Raw genomic sequence first — 21228 nt, 5'->3', positions numbered from 1 at the left:
AACAACAAACAAAAAGGAAATCGGACATGAACGCATCTGCTCTGCTTGCCAGCTTCGGATTGCTGGCAGCTGCCTCTCCAGCGTTTGCCTGGGATTACACGCTGATCGACTCGAACAAGCCTGCTGAAAACTGGAGCATCACCAGCGAGCAGCTTGGCGTCAAAACGGACAAGCCTTTTTCAATTACTCTCAAGACGTTGCATGGCGGTCGTCAGGAAGGGGTAAGCCTGATCGAAATCGATACCGGCGCAATGAAAATGACCGTTGTACCAAACCGCGGCATGAACGTGCTTTACGCCACCGCCGGTACAGTACGACTGGGGTGGGACTCGCCTGTGCATGAGGTTGTTAATCCGGCCTTCATCGAACTCAACGGCCGGGGCGGGCTGGGCTGGCTGGAAGGTTTCAACGAGATGGTAACCCGTTGTGGCTACGAGTGGGTTGGCCATCCGGGCATGGATAATGGAGAGCTGCTAACCCTGCATGGTCGTGCGGCCAATATTCCAGCGTCCAAGGTCGTGCTGACCATCGATGAAAAGCCGCCATATGCCATTCACCTGAAAGGCGAGCTGCGCGAGCAGGCATTCAAGAAGGTGGATTTTCTGGTCGATACTCAGCTGACCACGCAACCGGGCGCTACCCAGTTCACCCTTCATGATCGTCTGACCAACCAGGGCGACTACGAGAAAGAGTATCAAGCGCTCTACCATAGCAATTTCGGTAAGCCACTACTGGAGGAGGATGCCAAGTTCGCCGCGCCAGTGCGTGAGGTCTCGCCATTCAACGAGTACGCCAAGCGTGACCTGAAAGAGTGGCAAACCTACCGGGGCCCTACCAAAGGCTTCGACGAGATGGTGTACAACCTGTTTCCTTATGGAGATGCCCAGGGCAACAGCTTGGCGGTATTACATGATAAAGCCGGCAAGCAGGGCGTCAGCCTCGCCTTCAACGTTAACCAGTTACCTGCCTTTTCCCTGTGGAAAAACACGGACACCCAGGGGCAGGGTTATGTGACCGGTCTGGAGCCAGGCACCAGTTTTTCCTATAACCGACGCTTCCAGCGTGACTTGAAGCTAGTACCCAAGATCGGGCCAAAAGAGACTCGTGACTTTGAGATCACCTACAGCCTGCTCAGTGATGCGGGTGCGGTAAACGAGGCACTCAAGCGTGTCGATACGATCCAGCAAGGCCGCCAGACCGATGTACGTGAAACACCGCTGGTGGACCTGAGCAAAGAGAAATAGTGGCGGTAAATGAAAAAGGGCCACAGACGTGGCCCTTTCTTTTAGCGCTAGGGTAGGGATCAATCGTCCCAACGACCGTGGCGCTTCCAGTGTTTCTTGTGGTGACCACGGTGCCAGCCGTTGTCATGGGCATAACGGCGGTCATCGTAGCGACGGCCACTGTGGTGACGGTCGCCCGAATCGCCCATGCTGCTGCCGAGGGCTGCACCGCCGCCGCCGCCCAGGGCGGCACCCACCATAGCGCCTGTGCTGCCGCCTACGGCCTTGCCCAATACGTTGCCACCCGCGGCGCCAAGACCGCCGCCAATGGCTGCTTCTGTTTTATCGCCACGCTTGGCGCCTACCGCACCGCCCGCAGCACCACCCAGACCTGCACCGATCGTGGAGCCCGTGCTTCCGCCTACGGCATTTCCTACAACCGAGCCTAACACCCCGCCTAGCGCACCACCGATACCGGCCCGCATATCGTCGCCCGCCATCGCGCTAGTACCTACCAGGCTCAGGGACAACAGAAGGATCGAGGAGTACTTCATAATCAAAACTCACTGTGAGGATGATGGCGCCGATCCTCGTGATTACCGCTTCGCTTGGCAAGTGGAATCTGCTTAAGGGTGCGATAACTTCCACAAAAGGCAAATGTATGAATTTATTACAGAAACTTTATTACGGAACGGTAGTCTGCACCTTTTTATCTTGATCGAAATGTAGCGGAAAAGGGCAGGTTTACGCTCTAAAGCGCCCCTTTCCAGTCAGCCAGTCATGCGCTGATCAGGCCCCTCCCCAGACCTCTCGGGCCACGTCTACTACGCGTTGCAGCTTGGCCCACTGTTCCCCTTCCGAGAGCAGGTTGCCTTCCTCTGTCGAGGCAAATCCGCACTGCGGACTCAGGCAGAGCTGGTCCAGGTTGGCATACCGCGAGGCTTCCTCGATACGGCGCTTGAGAGCATCCGGACTTTCCAGTTCGCCGCTTTTTGTCGTGACCAGTCCCAATACAGCCTGACGCTTGCCCTTGGGCAGGTAGCGTAGGGGTTCGAAACCACCGGCGCGCTCGGTATCGTATTCCAGGAAGAAAGCATCGATATCCGTGTTGCCAAACAGCACTTCCGCCACCGGCTCGTAGCCACCTTCGCTGATCCAGGTCGAGCGGAAGTTGCCCCGGCAGACATGCAGGCCGATGCGCAAGTCATCCGGGCGACCAGCCAGCGCCTGATTGAGCACGCTTGAATAGATCTCGGCCAGACGTTCCGGATCATCACCGCGCTCGCGGGCGGCGGCCTTTTCCTTTTCTGAGCAAAGGTAAGCCCAGACGGTGTCATCGAGTTGGAGATAACGGCATCCCGCCTCGTAAAAAGCATTCACAGCTTTCTTGTAGGTGTTGGCAAGGTCAGCAAAAAACTCCTCCATATCCGGATAAACGCTCTCACTGATGTTCTTCCGTCCGCCCCGGAAGTGCAGCACGCTAGGGCTTGGAATAGTCATCTTGGCCACACTGCGAGTGGTAGCGCTGGCCAGGAACTTGAAGTCTTCCAGCATCGGATGCCGGGTAAAGTCTAATTTACCCGTGACCTTGATCCCTCGGGATTTGGTCTGTTGACCGTGGAACTGAATACCCTGGTCTGCCTCGTAGCCTTCTACGCCGCCGAGCTGCTCAAGAAAGTCGAAATGCCACCAGGCGCGGCGGAACTCGCCATCCGTCACTGCAGGAAGCCCGAGGGCTTCCTGCTTGGCGACAATCTTGCGGATCTCATCATTCTCAACCGCACGCAGTACGTCTCGCTCCATTTCTCCGGTCTGATAGCGGCGACGGGCCTCCTTCAGAATCGGGCTGCGTAACAGGCTGCCTACAGAGTCGGCACGAAAACGAGGGAAGTGGCTGGACATAGACTTACCTTGCGACTAGCTAAATGAATATGTCTCATGATCATTCAGTAGACTAAACATTTCTAGCGTCTATGCTTCATGGTCACTATCAAGATCATTCATGAAGGTACTGTTTCAGCCTGGCTGAAGGTAGGGATACACATGCTTCGAAAAGCAAAAGACGATGAATATGAGCACATGGTTTCGATTTGGCTGGCCGCCTCCATCCTGGCCCATGATGGTGTCGCGCCCGACTTCTGGTGCAGCCAGCGGCAGGATATGAAGAAAAAGTACCTGCCCAGCGCCGAGAACTGGGTATATGTGCGGGACGATACGGTTCTCGGGTTCTTCTCGCTGCAACAGAATGTGCTGGCAGCCTTATTTGTCGACCCGGACCACCAGGGCGAAGGCATTGGCAGCGCGCTGCTGGAGCACGCCAAGTCCCTTGAGTCGCGCCTCGAACTGTCTGTCTATAGCATGAACAGTCGTGCGGTAGCCTTTTACGAGCGGCATGGTTTCAGGACTATGGACGAGCGCTTCGATGACATGACGGGCCAGTGGGAAAAGGTCATGCATCTGAAACCGGAGCTGGAAAGCCGTCCCGGCGCGAATGATCGGGACGGCTCGTCGCTGGGTTAAACCGTTACGACGATCTTGCCAACCTGCTGATTGGACTCCATGTACCGGTGCGCCTCAACGATCTGGTCCAGCGGGAATGTCTTGGCAATCTGTGGCTTCAGCTTGCCCTGGGTCAGGCCGTCCAGAATGAAGTGTTTGGCCTTGGCCAATCGATCAGCATCCTGAGTGATTTCGAACAGCTGATAGCCGCGAATGGTCAGGTCCTTGCCCAGCACATCCATCACTGGCAATGACAGGTTTTCAGTGCTCAAGGCGCCGTATTGGAAGAAAATGCCCAGGAACGAGAGCGCTTTCAGAATCTTGGGCACGTCTGGTCCACCCACTGGATCAAAGGCGATACGCGCGCCCTTGCCATCGGTGAGCTTTAGCACTTCATCCGTCAGATCCTGTTCTTCCGTTGCGATGACATGTTTCGCGCCTGCCTTGAGCAATGCCTGTCGCTTGTTACTCGTCCGGGTGAGGGCAATCGGCGTTGCGCCGACAAAATTGGCGATCTGGATTGCAGCGAGGCCAACACTGCTGGAGGCCGCACGAACCAGAACGGTATCGCCCGCCTTCAGTCCGGCAATATCGACCAGCGCGCCATAGGCCGTGGTAAACATCATCCAGGTAGCGGCAGCCTCTTCGAATGAAAGCGTGTCGGGGTGCTTGACGACGGCATGGGCAGGCGCATTTACCAACTCTCCGTACAAGCCATACTGTTCGAACGAGAATGCCGGTATGACGCTGACGGTGTCGCCCACGGTAAACTCAGTTACGCGGTCGCCGACTGCCTCGACAACACCCGCGGCCTCGTAGCCAAGAATGGCGGGGAAGACTGGCTGATGCGTGTATTGGCCAGCGCGATACATAGCTTCAGCACGGTTCAGGCCCAGCGCTTTGGTGCGAATCTGTACTTCACCTGGCTGAGGTGGGCGGACGTCTACGTCTTCAATCTTGAGTACATCTGGGCCACCGGTTTCATGAAAGCGTACGGTACGGGGCATGGAGCACTCTCCCTTGTTAAGTCTGAGTTCTCTTGAGTCCTCACGGCTCAAGAGGTTCATGGGAAGGGAAGTGCGGCAAGACATATTCAGCCAGTTCCTGAACCACTTCCTTGGCCGGGCGGCGGGACGACTTCAGATTCAAAGCGGCGTGGTTCACCCCTCGGCGTTGCATATGCTCAAGATAATCCACCAGGTAGCGACGACCAATCCTGAGTCCGGCATGAATAGGCATGGGGGCCTGGTCCGGATCTTCAGCCAGATCGAAGAACATGCCCTGGGCAAAAGGCTTGAACGTCTCTTCGCCCGTGACGCGCTTGATGGTTTCGCGCCACAATGTGGTAATGGCCGAGACATGCTCGACGCCAATGAAATAGTAGAACCAGCCGTCGGCATTGGCGGCAATCCAGTCCATTGCCTGACGGCTACGACCTGTAACGAAGGCAGGGATGCGGCCGTTGAATGGTTTGGGGACCAGATCGGCCAGCCCCTGCAGATCGCCAAAGCGGTCGAAGTCACCGTTAGGGAAAGGCGTTTCGCTGGCCAGGCGGAACATCTCGAACGCTTCGCGGAAGCGGTCGCCGCGCTGCTCGTACTCATCTTCCAGGCCAAAGGCGGGATACTCGACAGGTCGATCTCCCGAGGCGATACCCAGCACGAGCCGCCCGCTGGAGAGCTGGTCAACCGAGGCGGCCATTTTGGCCAGGTGCAGCGGGTGGCGCAGGGTGATCACGGCACTGCCGGTCGCCAGCGTAATTCGTTTGGTGGTGCCGGCCAGAAAGCCCAGGTAGGTAAACGCCTCGAAGACCTGCCCCATGTCGCCAAAACCTGGATCGTAAAACGGTACGTCCCTGGCCCAGAGCGCAGCGAAGCCTAACTGATCGGCCAGCTGCGTCAGCTCGGCGTGATGCTCAAGCGAAGGTCCCGGCTCGTTCGGGTAGCTTGCCACCGGCAGAATAAAGCCCAGGGTAAGCCTGTCCGGCGCGAAGACCCGGTTAAACCCATTGTGGTGAGCGAAGGGATGATCGAGGGGGAGCGATGCAGCGTTCATAAGGTTCCTGGGTCCCTGAGCCTGATATCCATGATGACCGGTCTTCCATGAGTGTAATCGGTAGGCAATGGAGTCTCATGGGTTGTTCGAGTTCGAAAAACAATTTTTCCTGTATGGCAATCAGTCTGGCAGGTGGGGCGGTATAGGTGCTGCAGGTAGAAACCGAAGTTTCGGCCACCGGCGCGCCCAGCCTTTCTCGTGCTGTCGTTGCCTGAAAACCTCCGGTTTGTAACGCTTTAGGTTAGGCGTTACGTGCAGCTTGAAGAGACCATGCTGAACAAACGGGCTGGCGATTTCGATCTGTCCGCTAGTTAGGAGGCGGGCCGCTAAGGCCGTTTCCATCTCCACCCAATAGCTCATGGCATCCAGGCTGCTGTGATAGGGCGCATCCCCGTTACGCTTATGCATACGGGCCTGATTCTTGACGGACCAGGGCAGGGCCGCACAGGCCCTGAGCCGATTCTCAAGCTCAGTATCTCTCTCAGGGTCACGGCAGGCAGGGTCAAAATAGATGACGTCGATGTCCGTCAGCGGGGTAGGAACCGTGTAACCGTGCAGGTGATCCCAGACCAGATTGCGCACGAATCCGGCGGCTACCAGGCATCCGGCAAGTGCAACTGGGCAACACAGGCCAGCACTTGGCAGCGCAGCGGGTCTTCAGCTATCCAGTCAGGGAGGCGATGCATGGGAAAGAGAGGATGGCCTTGGGCCCTTTAGTATAGAGCCCGGCCATAAAAAGCAGCCTGCCGCCTGTATCGACGGCAAGCTATTCGCTCGGTATCAGGCGACCGAAGCGATGGTGTTGCTTTGCGCTGGCTCCACGCGAATGGCTACGAATTTGGAGGTAGGCGTAAAGCTGTCCTTACCGTAGCTTTCCAATGGCACCAGCGGATTGGTCTCAGGATAGTAGGCCGCCGCCTGACCTTCAGGAATATCGAACGGCAGCAGCGTAAAGCCACTGACACGACGCTCGATCCCATCGTCCCACAGCGAGACCATGTCCACCTTCTGGCCTGGCTCATAACCCAGGCGGCGGATGTCCGCTTCGTTGACAAAGACCACGTCACGCTGACCTTTCACACCCCGGTAACGGTCATCCAGGCTGTACACCGTTGTGTTGTATTGATCGTGCGAACGCATGGTCTGCAGGATCAGGTCAGGCTTCTGGCCATTCTGGCGAGCCGCTTCCGGGATCAGATTCTCTGGCAACTGGCTGGGCGCAAAGTTGGCCTTGCCAGTCATCGTGTTCCAGACGCGATCACGTGCCTTGTTGCCCAGGTAGAAACCGCCAGGATTGTCCAGGCGCACGTTGAAGTTCTTGAAGCCCGGGATCACATCGGCGATCAGGTCGCGGATGCGGTCGTAGTCTTCAATCAACCACTCCCAATCCACAGGGTGGTTGCCCAGTGTTGCCTTGGCAATCCCTGCAACAATGGCCGGCTCGGAGCGCATCTGGCGAGACAGTGGCTTGAGCACCCCTGCCGAGGCATGGACCATGCTGAAGCTGTCTTCTACCGTAATGGCCTGCTTACCGCTGGCTTGCAGATCCAGCTCGGTACGGCCAAGGCATGGCAGGATCAGCGCTTGCTTGCCTGTCACCAGATGGCTACGGTTGAGCTTGGTCGCGATGTGTACGGTCAGGTCGCAATTGCGCAGTGCCTGATGAGTCCGCGGTGTATCCGGTGTCGCCTGGGCAAAGTTGCCGCCCAGTCCGATAAAGACCTTGGCATCGCCCGCCAACATGGCAGCGATGGCCTCCACCGTGTTATGGCCGCGCTCACGGGGTACCTTGAAGTCGAAGCGCTTTTCCAGGGCATCGCTAAGCCAGGCCGGAGCCTTCTCATCGATCCCCATGGTACGGTCGCCCTGCACATTGCTGTGACCGCGAACCGGGCACAGGCCAGCGCCCGGCTTGCCCACATTGCCGCGCAGCAGTTGCAGGTTGGCGATTTCTTGAACGGTAGGCACAGAGTGGCGATGCTGGGTCACACCCATGGCCCAGCAGATGATCACTCGCTCAGCCCTGGCATACATGCGTGCGGCCTGCTCGATCTCCGCCAGGGTCAGGCCTGACTGCTCCACAATCTGTTCCCAGGACGTAGTATCCAGCACGGCCAGGTAACTATCGACACCCAAGGTATGGTTCTGGATGAAGTCATGGTCGAACACCGGTGACGTGCCGTTCAGCTGCGCCTCACGCTCCCATTGCAGCAGGAACTTGGCTATCCCACGCATGGCCGCCATGTCGCCACCCAGGGCTGGGCGGAAATAGGCCGTATTGGTCGGGCGCGAGTTGTTGGTCAGCATCTCGACCGGGCTCTGGGGATGCTGGAAGCGCTCCAGACCACGCTCCTTGAGCGGATTGAAACTGACTACCTGAGCACCGCGCTTCACAGCGTTGCGCAACACCTCAATCATCCGTGGATGGTTAGTACCAGGGTTCTGGCCCACCACGAAGATCGCATCGGCATGCTCCATGTCCTCATAGGTCACTGTACCCTTGCCAACGCCTATGCTGCGGCCCAGGCCTACACCACTGGCCTCGTGGCACATGTTGGAGCAGTCCGGGAAATTGTTGGTGCCATAGGCCCGCACGAACAGCTGATACAGGAAGGCAGCCTCGTTGCTGGCACGACCGGAAGTGTAAAACTCGGCCTGGTTAGGGTTTTCCAGCGCCTTCAGGTGTTTGGCGATGGTCTGGAAGGCATCATCCCAGCTGATCGGCACATAGTGATCAGTCGCCGGGTTGTAGCGCATCGGCTCGGTCAAGCGGCCCTGGTATTCGAGCCAGTAATCGCTTTGCGTGCTCAGGCTGCTGACGCTGTGCTTGGCAAAGAACGCAGCATCTACACGGCGGCTGGTCGCTTCCCAGTTCACCGCCTTGGCGCCGTTCTCGCAGAACTTCACCAGGCCGTTTTCCGGTGCTTCACCCCAGGCGCAGCCAGGGCAGTCGAAGCCGTGGTCCTGATTGGTCTTGAGCAGGGTCCGGATATTCTTGACGGCCTTGCCGCTGTCGAGCCAGAAGTGCACGACACTTTTCAGCGCACCCCAGCCCGCGGCAGGGCCTTGATAGGGTTTATAAGAAGATTTTTGCTTGCTCATGACTACTCCCGATGTTCTGGAATGAGCGGCGCCGGGCTGTACACGCGAGGCGGAGACTGATGAGGTAAATGAATAAGGTTGAGACGATGCCGACGGGCCCATTCCACGGCGAGGCCAGTGGGCGCGGACAGAGTGACAAGCGTTGCCAGGTTGGCGCGAACCGCTTTGTGGATCAGCTCCAGGCTGCAGCGGCTGGTCACCACGACAAAGCCGGCACGGGTATTGATCTTCTGGCGCATCAAGGCGCCGATCAGCTTGTCCAACGCGTTATGGCGGCCGATATCTTCACGGCAAAGGCCTAGCTCACCTTCGGCATTGGCAAACAGTGCCGCATGGACGGCGCCACTACGCTGACCCAACTGCTGAGCCTCGTTGATACGCTGGCGCAGATTGGCCAGATGCTCGGCAGGTGGCAGCTGCACCTTACGCAGCCGATCCAGTTGCGGCAGTGCCTGCTCAAGCGCCTCGACGCCACACAGGCCGCATCCGCTGGTTCCGGCCATCTGGCGACGCTGGCTTTTCAAGGCCCAGAACGTCCGGCTGGAAATTTCGACCTCAACATTCAGGGCTTCACCGACGCGGCGTACCTGCATGCCATAGATGTCGTCGATGGAATGAATGATTCCAGCGCTTAAACTCAGGCCCGCAACGAAATCCTCGATGTCGGCAGGTGTAGCCATCATGACGGTGTGGCTGATGCCATTGTAGGAAATGGCAACGGCACACTCTTCAGCCAATGGCGTCTGGCCAGTGACTTCCGGGTTCTTCAGCTCGGCATAGGTATACCCGTGCAGCGCTTGACTGGCGGGCTGTTCCGAGGGTGTATCAGCATGCGGATTCGAGCGGGACATAGCAGCAATTGGCCTGCGGCTGTTTGACACAGATCAAAGCCTAAGCCTATTAAGGTGCGACGTCTAATCGCTGGTACCGATATGGCGATAGATGGGGCTTATCAAGCGACCGTTTTCATTTACCTGAGTACAGCAGGCGCGCTTCAGCAAAACAGGCTTCGGCCACTGGCAGGCGCGGCGCGGTACGTCGGATGATCAGCCCAAGCGGTGCCAGGGCTCGCCCACCCTGAATCGGAAGCAGGCAGGAGTGCTCGGTCAGCGCGTCGAACCCACCCTTGAGTGGCATCACGGCGCAACATAGTCCCGCATTGACTGCTTGCAGGAGTAGATGCACGGCATCGCTTTCCAGTACAGGCCGGGGTGTGAGGCCACGACTGCGAAAACCGTGATCGACCGATTGGCGAAAGTGCATTCCTCCCGTGAGCAGACCCAGGGGCAAATCGGCTACCCGTTCCCAGCTCAGCTCCTGCTCGTCGAACTGAAAATGACGCTGGTCGAACAACAAGCCCATTCGGGTTTCGGTCAGTGACTGGCTTTCAAACATCTGATCGTTGAGATGGCTGAGATAGGAGATTCCCAGGTCGAGCTGGTTGCTCGCCAGCTGTTCGAGAATATGCTCGGTACTCAACACTGATAACTGAAAGCGCAGATTGCTGTGCAACTGGCGCAGGTGATGCAGCAGAGGCATAGGGTCATAGCTGGCCAGGGGGACGATCCCCAGGCGCAGGGTGCCAACCAGCTGCCCTTTATAGGCGGCGGCTTCCGCATAGAGCCCCTCATGTGCCGCCATAAGGGTCCGGGCCCAGGCCAGAATACGCTGGCCCGCCTCGGTAAAGCCTTCGAAGCGCTGACCCCGACGTACCAGCTCAAGTCCCAGCTCTTCTTCAAGGCTACGCAGGCGCATGGAAAGGGTTGGCTGAGTGACGTAGCACCGTTCGGCCGCTTGGCCGAAGTGGCGCGTTTCATCCAGGGCAATCAGGAATTTAAGCTGTTTGATGTCCATGATCAGGCGGACAGGCTTCCGGCAGCATGAAGGCAGAATCTATCAGCATAGCGCTGTAGATAGAGTAAGGAACAGAATTGAATGACGAAGGGTGCCTGCCGGGTTCCCCATGGCAGGCACGTCAGGCCGTACGTTAATCAGTGGCAGCCACCTGCTGCTGCGACCCCTGGCAGACATTGGCCATACCGCGGACTAACGCCAGCCGATGCAGAGAATCAAGTGCATGTGCCGTGGCATAGGTGCTCACCGCACGGGCTGCGACATGTGGGCAGTCCGGCGCCTTGCGTAGCGGCTCGGCAGCCTGGAGTGCATCGAGCAGCTCGCTCTGCAGCTGATCGAGCTGCTTACGAACCACGGCAAGGTCCGGGCGCGTCTTGTTGGGTGCCTTATCGATGGCATGCCAGCGATCCAGCAGTCCATACTGGACCCACTTGTTAGCCTCGATCTGATCGGAAAAGAAGCGCTGCGCATCATCGGGCTGCAAACCGTGAGCGGCGGCTTCATTACGAACCCGGGCCAGGACATCCGCCTCTCGTTGGGTGTCGAGGACCGGCTTGCCGCTGTCCCATTTGCTCAGCGCAACCTGATCGGCCGTTGAGGTGCGAGCGTTGATCTTATCAAGCAAAGGCGTAAAGCCACTCGTGTTCTGGGCAGCATCGGCCGAAGCACAGAACACAAGCGTAAGGGCAGACAACCAGACAGCGCCGCGAAGCGGCAGGGTGCGTCGAAAAGCGTTCATAGAGGCAGTCCTGAAAAGGTTAACCAGGGGACTAAACGCCGGCCCAGTGCATCATCACTTCACACTGGGTCGCGCTGAAACGTTGCGCCGCTTCGCCGGCAGGGTCAACCCAGGCATGAGGCGTCTGTGCGCAGGTCACGCTCAGGAGTGTGACGTAGCCACCGTCTCCTGGGGTGGTAGCAGCTCTCGATAATCGTCTACCGCCTCGAATTCAGCGGTGTCCCGCGGGCCCTGGCGACTATCGGGATTACGTACCGCCAGAAGGTGAGCGATGCCATACCGCTGGGCGCTGCGTAGAACGGGTAGGCTGTCGTCGATGAACAGTGTACGGGCCGGGTCAAAGCCGAAGTCCTGCTGCAGTGCAAACCAGAACTGCTGGTCTTCCTTGGGGAAACCATAGTCATGGGAACTGATCATCCGGTCAAAATAAGGCGCAAGCTCGATACGTTCAAGCTTCAGGGAGAGCGAGTCCCGATGGGCATTAGTGATCAGGGCGACCCGCTTGCCTGCTGCCTGAATGGCAGACAGAAACGTATCGGCATCGGGGCGCAAGGCAATGAGATGGGCAATATCCCGCTTTAGCGCGGCGATCGAAAGCCCCAGTTGAGCGCTCCAGTAGTCCAGGCAATACCAGGTCAGTTTGCCGGCATTCTCCTCGAACAGTGGCTCCAGTTCGGCCATGGCCCACTCAAAGGACTGGCCATGATGCTTGGCGTAGCACTGCGGGAGATATTCCAGCCAGAAATGATTGTCGAAGTGTAAATCGAGCAGCGTGCCGTCCATATCCAGCAAGACGGTGTCGATCTGATTCCAGGCAAGGGTAGGCATGGCTTCCTCTTTTGGACTCCACCGTAACCGCGGTGAGCCATCTCTTCGTGATTACGCCAAGACAGATCGTCCCGGCCACGGATTATTAAACAAGGCGCGTTATGATAGCCGACCCGATTCGCTCAGGAGCCGTTTATGCGCCAGAAACCCGCTGTGCTTGCCCGGCAGATCGTTGCCAAGAGTCGTCTTTTCACGGTTGAAGAAGTCGAGCTGCGTTTTTCCAATGGTGAAGAGCGAACCTATGAACGACTGGCCAACAAGGGGACCGGCCCGGGCGCGGTCATGGTCGTGGCCATGCTGGACAACGAGCATGCCCTGTTGATTGAAGAATACTGTGGCGGCACCGAAGATTATCAGCTGTCCCTGCCCAAGGGGCTTGTCGAGATGGACGAGACCGTACTGGAGGGCGCCAACCGTGAGCTCAAGGAAGAAGCCGGTTACGGTGCCCGCCAGCTCGAATATCTGACGCAGCTCTCTCTGTCGCCCGGCTACATGAATCAGAAAATTCATGTCGTGTTGGCGCGCGATCTTTATCCCGAGCGTTTGCAGGGCGATGAGCCCGAACCGATCGAGGTAGACAAGATCAGCCTACGCGAGCTATTCAGTCTGATGGATAATCCCCGGTTTACCGAAGGACGCGCACTGGCTGCGCTCTATTTAGTGCGGGATCTGTTGATCCAGCGTGGCGAGTTCGTCGCCTGACATTTACTGTGCGGTCGTTATTGAGGCGGCCTCATCTGCCTGTGGAGGTTTTTATGATGGTACCCGTCTCCATTACCGCACCGCTGGTGCTCAACGTTGTCGACCTGGTCCGCCAGGCCGGTGCCGCGATCCTTCCTTTCTGGCGCAATGACGTGGCCGTGACGGAAAAGGCCGACGCCTCGCCGGTTACCGCCGCTGATCTAGCTGCCCACCGCATCATCAGCGAAGGCTTGGCCGCGCTGACCCCGGACATTCCGGTACTCTCGGAAGAAGCGTGTGATATTTCGCTGGAGGAGCGTGCCCGCTGGCGCTGCTGGTGGGTCGTCGATCCGCTGGATGGCACTAAGGAGTTCATCTCCGGCAGCGAAGAGTTCACCGTCAACATCGCCTTGGTGGAAGAGGGGCGCGTTGTGTTTGGTGTGGTCGGTGTGCCCACCCGTGACCTGTATTACTGTGGCGGAACAGAAATGGGCGCCTGGCGTATACGGGGAGAGGACGGCGAAGAGATCAATGTCCGGCCTACACCTGTACAGGGCTTCACCGTCGTTGCCAGCCGCCGACACAGCAGCCCTACTCAGGAGCGACTTCTGGCTGGGCTGGGTGAGCATATGGGCGAGATCAAGCTGGCCAATGTCGGCAGCTCGCTGAAGTTCTGTCTGCTGGCTGAAGGTGCGGCGGACTGCTATCCCCGACTAGCGCCAACTTCTCAATGGGACACGGCAGCGGCTCAGGGCGTCCTGGAAGGGGCGGGTGGCGTCGTACTCAACCTGAACGGTGAGCCACTGACATACGAGGCGAGGGAGGATTTTCTCAATCCCTACTTCCTGGCCTTGCCGGCCGAGGCACATTGGCGGGACACGCTCGTTGAGCTGGCATCCCGCCAGGCCTGATATTACTTGTGCAGCACGTACTGCCCGGTGAAGCGCACTCCGTCTTCACCGTTGGCGGCCAGAATACGTGAGTGCAACGTCAAGCGGCCACGACCGCGACGGCGGAACATGGTCTCGAAACGCTGCCAGTCACGCTCGTCCGGCGCATCGCACAGCGCAATGGCGTCTGTGGTCACAGGCAGCGGATAGGTAATCTGACCTTCCTGAATCACGATATGGCCTTCCTCTTCCAGGCCTGCTTCGCGCAGGCGCAGGTAGAGCCAGCCCCAGCCCGCCAGTACGGCGATGCAATAGAGGCTTCCACCAAACATCGTGTGGGCGTGATTGACGTTAGCATCGAGCGGCGCATGCAGACGCAGGGAATGCGCTTCCCAACTCTTCACCTGTAGGCCAAGGGCCTGAGTGATCGGGATATCGCGGTACAGCAGTGATTCCAGGTGGCGGCAATCGCGTTCCATGCCGGGGTCCTATAGAGCAAATGGCGGGGGTAACAGGGCAGACGCAAACATTGACTTGCAAGTCACGTCCGGACTTCATTGTGCCCTAATCGAGGACGTTCAGGGGAGACACTCGGCAGACGGAAGCGAAAACGAGCACCACCTAACGAAGAATCATCAATTGTCAGGGCGCTGCGGTAGCCTTCAAGGATATCCTGCACGACGGCCAGCCCGATGCCTTGACCAGGGTGGCGGCTGTCGATGCGTACGCCTCGCCGCAGGACGGTCTCGCGTCGCTCGGCTGGAATACCGGGGCCATCATCCTCGATATCGATGATCCAGCTGTCGTCGATGAACTCAGCGCTGACCTGTACTTGAGTCAGGCACAGGCGATAACCGTTCTCCAGCAGGTTGCCAAAGACTTCCAGCATGGCGGCTTCCTCCGCCTGAACTTTCATACCCGGCGGGAAATGCAGTGACGCCTGGACTTTCTTCTCGGCGTACACCTTGTCCAACGTACTGAACAAGGACTCCACGAGCGGCTGCAGTTCCAGTGGCCGGCTCAATACCGCACCGCGCCGTGTGGCACGTTGCAGCTGGAAAACAACCTGTTGATTCATGCGCTCAATCTGAACCTGAAGCGCAGACACCTCATGCTCCAGGCTGGGTTTTCGGCGCAGGTCTTCTGTCACGCCCTGCAGAACGGCCAGCGGGGTCTTTAGGCTATGGGCCAGATCACCCAGCGTGTCGCGATAGCGCTCCCGTTGCAGTCGCTCGAAATCGAGAAGGCGATTGAGGGAGCGGATCAGGCGGCTAATCTCGCTAGGTACATTCTTCTCGTCGAGCAGATCACGCTGGTCAGTCTCGATGGCATCCAGCTGGCGGCTCAAGCGATGCAGCGGACGTAGGCTCCAGTGCAGTCCTACCGCCAGAAGAATCAGCAGGGCAAACAAGACGCCGCTTAACCAGAGCGTAACCTGATGCATAAAGCCGCTGCGCAGGCGATCGTATTCCTCGGCCGGCTGCATGGTGACGATACTGAAGCCTGCTACGGGCGGGTTGCCCAGCAAGACCTCTCGGTCAAAGACGAAAAAGCCGCGCCCCTCGTCATCCGTAGTCTTGACCAATTTAACACCGGTTCCGTCGAAGGTGGGCCGGTAGTTGGGACGCTCGCGTACGGCAGAGCGGGAGCGCCATAGCAGACGACCGTTCTGGTCGTATACATAACCCAGGATCGGCGATTGCGGGCGGTCAAAGACCTCCTCCGCGATCATTTCCGGCATGGCCAGACGCCCATCAATGGCCCGGGCCGCACCAATCAACGTGTTGGCGTTAGCCTCAAGGCGCGCCGCCACAAAGTTTTCTACCGTCCCGTCAAACGCCTTGCCAATGGCTGGGATCATCAAGCCCAGGCAAATGATGACCAGAAGCGCCGCACTCAATAGCAGGCGCAGGCGGAACGATCGAATCATTGGCAGCGCTCGGTAAACAGATATCCACGTCCGCGGACGGTCTCGATGGGCTGCATACCGCATGACGCTTCCAGCTTGCGTCGCAGACGGCCAACCAGTACCTCGATGACATTGCTATCATGCTCGCCGTCATCGTCGTAGAGCTGCTCCATGAGGCGCTCTTTCGTGATGACCTGCTGATGGTTGCGCATGAGGTATTCAAGCAGACGATATTCATAAGCGGTCAGCTGCAAAGGCTGCTCTTCATTGAAGGCCTGCTGGCGACCAAGGTCCAGACGCAGATTACCGGCCTTGATGCTGGGTTGGATGAAACCGGCCGAGCGGCGCAGCAATACATTCAGGCGCGCTTCCAGCTCTTCGAACTGAAACGGCTTGACGACATAGTCGTCGGCACCAGCGCCCAAGCCTTCCACCTTGTCCTGCCAGCTACCGCGAGCAGTAAGGATCAGAATCGGCAGGGCCATGCCCTGAGTGCGAAGCTGACGGATCAGATCAAGACCGCTCATGCCGGGCAGACCCAGGTCCACAATCGCCAGGTCATGGTGGAATTCGCGTGCGTTATAAAGGGCTTCCTCGGCATTGCCTACGGCATTGACCACATGCCCAGCTTCGCTAAGGCGCACCTTGAGGTGGTGACGGAGCAGGTTTTCGTCTTCGACGACGAGAATTTTCATGGGTGTTCCTGAATGTTCGGCAAACAAAGGTCAACTCGAATCGATAGGGCATTATCCTCGACTTCTGACCAATACGGTGAGTGATGTGCCCCTCTATCAGGGCAAGTACTCAATAAAGGAGGATAAAGGAAAGGTTTCTGGATATGCGTCATTTGTATCAGGCAAAAAAAACCTCTCCGATGGGGAGAGGTCAGGAGCACTTCATGGGGATCGAGAAACTGCCACTGGGGAAAGTGGCTATGCACCACCAGGGATGAACTGGCCTGTGCACAATGGAGCTGCAAGGAACATCGCCGAAGAACATGAGAAGGTTACCGATGCATGTGAACTGGCTGCGTCGATCGGAGCGGGGAGCGCAACAGCCAGCTGGGGATACATCATGATCGGGCCTCCTCACTGGAGCATCTTCTGACAGTTTCAGACTACGCCAGGGTGGCTGAATACTTTCTGAATCCGTGCTGAACAAGAGCTGAACGATACGAGATCGACGTTTTTTGAACCAAAGGGCGACCAATGGTCATCTTTTACAGCGAGACAACGGCATTCTTGTTAAAGGCGCACTGAAGCTGGCCGGCTCCTGTCTATCAAGGCTGGCGTTCAGAGTTATCGCCTAAGCTAATCCATTACTAGACGATATAGATGCCGTCATGCCTGATTTTGAAACCGAGCTGTCTGATCTGAAAGCGCTTATCTACCGCTATCAACCGCTGATACTGACAGGCGCGGGTATCAGCACCGCATCGGGTATCCCGGATTACCGCGACGTCAATGGCGTGCGCCGGGGCAGGGCACCCATGATGTTTCAGGAGTTCATGAATTCCCCTGAGGCTCGAAAACGATATTGGGCCCGTAGCATGGTAGGTTGGCCCGCCGTGCGTGATGCCATGCCCAATGCCACGCACAAGGCACTGGCTGAATTGGAGGCGGGGCGGCGAATTTCGGGCATCGTTACGCAGAATGTAGATGCGCTGCACGGGAAGGCTGGCAGTCACCATGTTACGGAGCTGCATGGCAACCTGCACCGAGTCGTGTGCATGGATTGCGGCAACCGCATGTGGCGCGAGGACGTCCAGAACGAGCTGAGGGCGCTTAATCCGAATGTACAGGGTATCGATGCTGTCTTGGCACCTGATGGCGATGCCCATCTCGCAGCGTCCTATCTTGAAGGCTTTCGCCTGGCGGGTTGTCCCTGTTGCGGCAGTGAATGGCTCAAGCCGGATGTCGTGTTCTTTGGTGAAGGCGTGCCTGCACATGAGGCGGAGGCAGCATGGGAGGGTGTTCGGCATGCCGATGCGCTGGTTGCAATCGGTACGTCCCTGATGGCCTATTCGAGCTTTCGGCTATGCAAGTTGATCGTAGAGCTTGGCAGGCCTCTTATTCTGATCAATATCGGCAAGACGCGCGCCGATACGATATGCACATTGAAGATTGAGCAACCCTGTCAGGAGGTGCTGCCCTGGCTGGTGGCGCAACCTTAATGGTCAGGCAAGAGAAAGGCGCCAGAGGCGCCTTTCAATAAAGCAGATTGACCGCAACTCTTTAATGCCGAATGGCGAAGCGTTCAGGCGTTTGCAGACTGATTACCGAGCTGAATGCATCGCGCAGTGGCTTGAGTTCTTCAGGGCTTTTTTCGCCACGATGAACCTGAGCAATCATGGCGAGTGCGTGCTCGATCAAATCATTGGCGGCCTGTAAATGATCCAGCAGAGAGTCAATTTCTTGCTGTGCGGATAAGCAGGAATTTGATTGAGCCATAGCGGCAAGCTTTCCATAAATGAGCAAAGTATGTTGGCTTGGTGTCGAGCAGGGTTACAGCGCACCATTAACCAAGAGGCGCACAGCCTACATTAATCAAACTATAAAATCTGATGCGGCGAGCATATAGACTGACTCTTGGTGTGCCTCGGCGACCAATGGCATTTAAAGGCCTCTTTTGCGCAGCGTTTCGTCTCACATTTATGTCGCGGAACCTTGGCTACAGTGATCCGGTTAAAGGATGCTAGGCCTTCATAAGTGAGTCGGTCGCTTGCCGTTCTGATTCAGAGAGATAGTCTCGCTTAAGGCCCTGTAAAGGGTATGCACTGGCTGCAATACACGACCGCCTGCCCGTATGAGAATCCAGAGCTCACTTTCGCAGTTGATCAAGGGAGCGCTTAACGGGCAGAGTTCGGGAGCTGTTTGCAATACAAAGCAGGGCAAGATGGCCACGCCTAATCCTGAGCGCACCAGCTGCGTAACGGCATGTATGCTCTGGCAGCGATACCTTGGGACGAGGGTTGGATAGTTAAGCGTGCGCCACGTGACGGTGGGGTGATCGCTGAAAGAGTCATCGAGTGATACCCAGGTCAGCGCATCCCACGGCTTATTCTGAATCTGACTTAGATAAGATGTATGTCCATACAAGGCATACGGCACTTTTCCCAGGCAGCGACCTACTAGGTGTTCCGGCGGTGTCTTCGTCAGCCGTATAGCGATGTCGGCATCCCGCCGGCTCAAGTCAGCGAAGCCGTCGGATGTCGATATTTCCAGCATCAGCTGCGGATAGTCTGGTAAGACATCTCCAAGCGCCGGGGCCACAAGATTTGCCAGTACGGATTCGGTACAGGTCAGTTGTACGGTGCCCGCAATGGAGTCGGCTTCCAAAAGACTGGCCCGCGCATTGTCCAGGGCATGCTCAGCCCGTTCGGCTTGATCCGCTAACAGCAAGGCGGTGGGCGTAGGTAAGTAGCCGGTCCGTTTCTTCTCAAATAACTCAAGCCCTAACGATGCCTCAAGACGCCTGATAGAGCGAAATACGGTAGACACGTCTACGCGAAGCCGCTCGGCAGCACGTGAAAGCGAGCCCCCCCTTACCAAGGCAAGAATCAGCGCAAGATCAGAATAGTCGAGTCGATTGTGCATATGTGCAAGGACAGTCTGCCGAGGCGCCAATAGTGGTCAACAGGGTCTCTTTTTATAGTGCCTGCCCAAGAAGCAAAACTATAGAGGAGAAGTCTATGAGCGCACCGGTGAAAAACCTTATACCAGGTAGGCAAAGCGTTCGGATTGCGCTGGTAGGTGACTACAACCCTGAGATCAAGGCGCACCAAGCCATCATCCAGGCGTTGCACTTGGCTCAAGCCGCTCTGAATATTCCCTTGGTATTCGAGTGGATCGCTACAGCTAATATAGAAGAAACGACTTTCGAAGAAGCTAATGGCGTTTGGTGCACGCCTGGAAGCCCGTATGACAATGAAGAAGGTGCGCTATCTGCTATTCGCTACGCCAGAAATTACGCACTTCCGTTTTTAGGCAGCTGCGCAGGATTTCAGTATGCATTGATCGAATATGCACGCAATGAGCTGAACCGGGCCAACGCAACGCATGCTGAAACAGCACCGGAACGCGATGACCCGATAGTCTCTCCGCTAGCCTGTGCACTGATAGAAAGAGGTGAGCAGGTAAGGTTCACCTCCAGCTCACGTATATCCGAAGCGTATGGTGCTATAGAAAGCTACGAGGAATACCGCTGTGCATATGGTCTTAATACAGCGGTCGGGCTAGAGATCTTGTCGGGCAAGCTTAAGGCCGTCGGACACAATGCTGCTGGAGAGGTGAGGGCGGTCGAACTGCATGATCATCCCTTCTTTATTGCAACACTCTTTCAATCCGAGCGTCAGGCCTTGAAGGGACGTCTGCCTCCCCTTGTTAAAGCCTTTATAAAAGCCTCTGCCACTCATGCCGTTTCGTCAGGGAGGAACAAATAATGAGCCTTCCCTCTCCGCCATGCTACGCAGTCATTTTTGTTTCCAAGCAAAGTGCTCAAAAAGATGCCTATGAGGAAACAGCCGAGCACATGCTCGAATTGGCCAAAAGGCAGCCAGGGTTTCTAGGCGTCGTTTCCGTAAGAGGCGAGAACGGTACTGGAATCACCATTTCTTATTGGACCGATGAAAAGGCCATAAAGGCATGGAAAGATCAGCCTGAGCACCAGCAGGCGCGCTGGCAGGGACGCACCAAGTGGTACGAAGGGTACAGTGTGCAGATCGTAAAAGTGGAGCGTGCTTACTCTTTATAAAAGCAAACACAAGAGACCACGTGCGGCCAACTTAAAGAGAGGGGTCCTGCTCTGTAAAACGGCTCAGCTCATCAGCACGAGCTTTGGTCATATCCAATAGGCAGGATGCCGTATTCAGCGCATCAATCGTACCGCCTGTTGCATTGGTATAAAGGCTACAGTTGGCGTCTCGATATTTGATCCACAACCGTTGAGTCTCTTTGAGCTTGGCTTTCTGTGGATCGCTAAAGGTAGCCATCGTGTTCTGATAGGCTTCATTCAGCCGAGTATCCTGAAGCTTTGTTTCGGCAGATATACAGCTCAGCATGTCTCTGGTAGTGCCTTTGGACTCATCAAGGCACGTATTAAAGGTAGCCGAGTAATCCTCTTCATCCATTGCAAATGCCGGTTGAAAGGCAACAAGAGCGGTAAGTCCAAAAGCAAATAGGTAGAACCTCATGTATTCCTCGCTTGTTGGCGTGCTGCTTTTCCAAAGGATCTGGTGATACACAATAGGGATACTATTAAAGTGGTATGAATCAGACGTCCTGAAAGAGAAGCTCGGTACATCCATAAGAAACGCGAGTAGTAACACCTTGAGGCAGTCTGGAAGCTATATATAGGATTTTATCGAATCCTATTCAAATAAAGCTTGACCTGTGAGCGGAGGGGCCTATAATGCGCCCACTTCCGCTGCAACGGAACAGCAAAAAGCCT

24 protein-coding genes are annotated in these 21228 nt (G+C 56.9%); 8 read left to right on the top strand and 16 right to left on the bottom strand.

The window, feature by feature from the left end; all coding sequences use genetic code 11:
• Positions 1-26: 26 nt before the first annotated feature.
• Positions 27-1244, top strand: coding sequence for an aldose 1-epimerase family protein (locus tag GM154_RS05280; RefSeq protein ID WP_219651240.1), 1218 nt, complete (start codon positions 27-29; stop codon positions 1242-1244).
• Between the two features lie 59 nt (positions 1245-1303).
• Here the strand turns inward: GM154_RS05280 and GM154_RS05275 are convergent, their stop codons facing one another.
• Together GM154_RS05275 and GM154_RS05270 are read right to left on the bottom strand one after the other, a co-directional pair.
• Positions 1304-1777 (bottom strand): glycine zipper domain-containing protein, encoded by a 474-nt coding sequence (locus tag GM154_RS05275; RefSeq protein WP_074820813.1) that lies wholly within the window; start codon positions 1775-1777, stop codon positions 1304-1306.
• Positions 1778-2012: 235 nt separating this feature from the next.
• Positions 2013-3125 carry a cobalamin-independent methionine synthase II family protein gene (locus GM154_RS05270; RefSeq protein ID WP_219651238.1) on the bottom strand — a complete coding sequence of 371 codons (1113 nt, stop codon included), beginning with the start codon at positions 3123-3125 and terminating at the stop codon, positions 2013-2015.
• Positions 3126-3266: 141 nt separating this feature from the next.
• Between GM154_RS05270 and GM154_RS05265 the strand changes: the two genes are divergently transcribed.
• Entirely contained in the window at positions 3267-3743 is a 477-nt protein-coding gene (locus GM154_RS05265) for a GNAT family N-acetyltransferase (protein ID WP_074821655.1), read from the top strand.
• Here the strand turns inward: GM154_RS05265 and GM154_RS05260 are convergent.
• The 8 genes from GM154_RS05260 to yrfG all read right to left on the bottom strand — a co-directional run bounded on the left by GM154_RS05260 (position 3740) and on the right by yrfG (position 12300).
• Entirely contained in the window at positions 3740-4729 is a 990-nt protein-coding gene (locus tag GM154_RS05260) for a zinc-dependent alcohol dehydrogenase family protein (RefSeq protein ID WP_074820804.1), read from the bottom strand. The two genes, GM154_RS05265 and GM154_RS05260, sit on opposite strands and share 4 nt — an antisense overlap.
• A 40-nt stretch (positions 4730-4769) precedes the next feature.
• Entirely contained in the window at positions 4770-5777 is a 1008-nt protein-coding gene (locus GM154_RS05255) for an LLM class oxidoreductase (RefSeq protein WP_010796242.1), read from the bottom strand.
• Positions 5778-5897: 120 nt separating this feature from the next.
• Positions 5898-6359 (bottom strand): nucleotidyltransferase family protein, encoded by a 462-nt coding sequence (locus GM154_RS05250; RefSeq protein WP_308460590.1) that lies wholly within the window; start codon positions 6357-6359, stop codon positions 5898-5900.
• A gap of 198 nt (positions 6360-6557) precedes the next feature.
• Entirely contained in the window at positions 6558-8879 is a 2322-nt protein-coding gene (locus tag GM154_RS05245; RefSeq protein WP_219651235.1) for an FdhF/YdeP family oxidoreductase, read from the bottom strand.
• A 2-nt stretch (positions 8880-8881) separates the two neighbouring features.
• Complete coding sequence (fdhD, locus tag GM154_RS05240; protein ID WP_122041285.1) at positions 8882-9730, bottom strand: formate dehydrogenase accessory sulfurtransferase FdhD; 849 nt, start codon at positions 9728-9730, stop codon at positions 8882-8884.
• A gap of 115 nt (positions 9731-9845) precedes the next feature.
• On the bottom strand, positions 9846-10733 hold the full coding sequence (locus GM154_RS05235) for a LysR family transcriptional regulator (RefSeq protein ID WP_074820796.1): 888 nt from the start codon (positions 10731-10733) through the stop codon (positions 9846-9848).
• Between the two features lie 133 nt (positions 10734-10866).
• Complete coding sequence (locus GM154_RS05230; protein WP_074820793.1) at positions 10867-11472, bottom strand: chorismate mutase; 606 nt, start codon at positions 11470-11472, stop codon at positions 10867-10869.
• Between the two features lie 141 nt (positions 11473-11613).
• The gene (gene yrfG, locus GM154_RS05225) at positions 11614-12300 is read right to left on the bottom strand and encodes a GMP/IMP nucleotidase (RefSeq protein ID WP_074820791.1); all 687 of its coding nucleotides are present in this window, start codon (positions 12298-12300) and stop codon (positions 11614-11616) included.
• Positions 12301-12435: 135 nt separating this feature from the next.
• Between yrfG and nudE the strand changes: the two genes are divergently transcribed.
• Entirely contained in the window at positions 12436-13002 is a 567-nt protein-coding gene (gene nudE / locus GM154_RS05220) for an ADP compounds hydrolase NudE (RefSeq protein WP_010796235.1), read from the top strand.
• A 53-nt stretch (positions 13003-13055) separates the two neighbouring features.
• Complete coding sequence (gene cysQ / locus GM154_RS05215; RefSeq protein WP_010796234.1) at positions 13056-13892, top strand: 3'(2'),5'-bisphosphate nucleotidase CysQ; 837 nt, start codon at positions 13056-13058, stop codon at positions 13890-13892.
• 2 nt (positions 13893-13894) lie between these two features.
• Here the strand turns inward: cysQ and GM154_RS05210 are convergent, their stop codons facing one another.
• The 3 genes from GM154_RS05210 to GM154_RS05200 form a co-directional block, all read right to left on the bottom strand.
• Positions 13895-14350 (bottom strand): YiiD C-terminal domain-containing protein, encoded by a 456-nt coding sequence (locus GM154_RS05210; protein ID WP_074820788.1) that lies wholly within the window; start codon positions 14348-14350, stop codon positions 13895-13897.
• A gap of 62 nt (positions 14351-14412) precedes the next feature.
• Positions 14413-15801: an ATP-binding protein gene (locus GM154_RS05205; protein ID WP_219651232.1), complete on the bottom strand. Its 1389-nt coding sequence runs from the start codon at positions 15799-15801 to the stop codon at positions 14413-14415.
• Entirely contained in the window at positions 15798-16475 is a 678-nt protein-coding gene (locus tag GM154_RS05200; protein ID WP_010796231.1) for a response regulator transcription factor, read from the bottom strand. Before GM154_RS05200 ends, GM154_RS05205 begins: the two co-directional genes overlap by 4 nt.
• On the opposite strand from GM154_RS05200, the gene GM154_RS05195 reads away from it, so the two are divergent.
• Positions 16474-16887: a hypothetical protein gene (locus tag GM154_RS05195; RefSeq protein ID WP_219651230.1), complete on the top strand. Its 414-nt coding sequence runs from the start codon at positions 16474-16476 to the stop codon at positions 16885-16887. The two genes, GM154_RS05200 and GM154_RS05195, sit on opposite strands and share 2 nt — an antisense overlap.
• Positions 16888-17122: 235 nt before the next feature.
• Positions 17123-17953 (top strand): NAD-dependent protein deacetylase, encoded by an 831-nt coding sequence (locus GM154_RS05190; RefSeq protein ID WP_219651228.1) that lies wholly within the window; start codon positions 17123-17125, stop codon positions 17951-17953.
• 61 nt (positions 17954-18014) lie between these two features.
• On the opposite strand, the gene GM154_RS05185 is transcribed toward GM154_RS05190, so the two are convergent.
• Both GM154_RS05185 and GM154_RS05180 read right to left on the bottom strand, forming a co-directional pair.
• Positions 18015-18230: a hypothetical protein gene (locus GM154_RS05185; protein WP_010796229.1), complete on the bottom strand. Its 216-nt coding sequence runs from the start codon at positions 18228-18230 to the stop codon at positions 18015-18017.
• Positions 18231-18482: 252 nt separating this feature from the next.
• Positions 18483-19376, bottom strand: coding sequence for a LysR family transcriptional regulator (locus GM154_RS05180; RefSeq protein WP_219651226.1), 894 nt, complete (start codon positions 19374-19376; stop codon positions 18483-18485).
• A gap of 95 nt (positions 19377-19471) precedes the next feature.
• Between GM154_RS05180 and GM154_RS05175 the strand changes: the two genes are divergently transcribed.
• Positions 19472-20221 carry a hypothetical protein gene (locus GM154_RS05175; RefSeq protein ID WP_219651224.1) on the top strand — a complete coding sequence of 250 codons (750 nt, stop codon included), beginning with the start codon at positions 19472-19474 and terminating at the stop codon, positions 20219-20221.
• Entirely contained in the window at positions 20221-20532 is a 312-nt protein-coding gene (locus tag GM154_RS05170) for an antibiotic biosynthesis monooxygenase (RefSeq protein WP_219651222.1), read from the top strand. Before GM154_RS05175 ends, GM154_RS05170 begins: the two co-directional genes overlap by 1 nt.
• A 31-nt stretch (positions 20533-20563) precedes the next feature.
• Here GM154_RS05170 and GM154_RS05165 read toward each other — a convergent pair whose 3' ends face one another.
• Positions 20564-20971, bottom strand: coding sequence for a lysozyme inhibitor LprI family protein (locus tag GM154_RS05165; protein WP_010796225.1), 408 nt, complete (start codon positions 20969-20971; stop codon positions 20564-20566).
• Positions 20972-21228 lie beyond the last annotated feature (257 nt).

The organism is Pseudomonas sp. MAG002Y, from assembly GCF_019400845.1.
Classification (GTDB): domain Bacteria; phylum Pseudomonadota; class Gammaproteobacteria; order Pseudomonadales; family Pseudomonadaceae; genus Chryseomonas; species Chryseomonas luteola.
The sequence above is the reverse complement of the archived record's forward strand: the minus strand, read 5'-3'. Positions and strand labels throughout refer to the sequence as shown.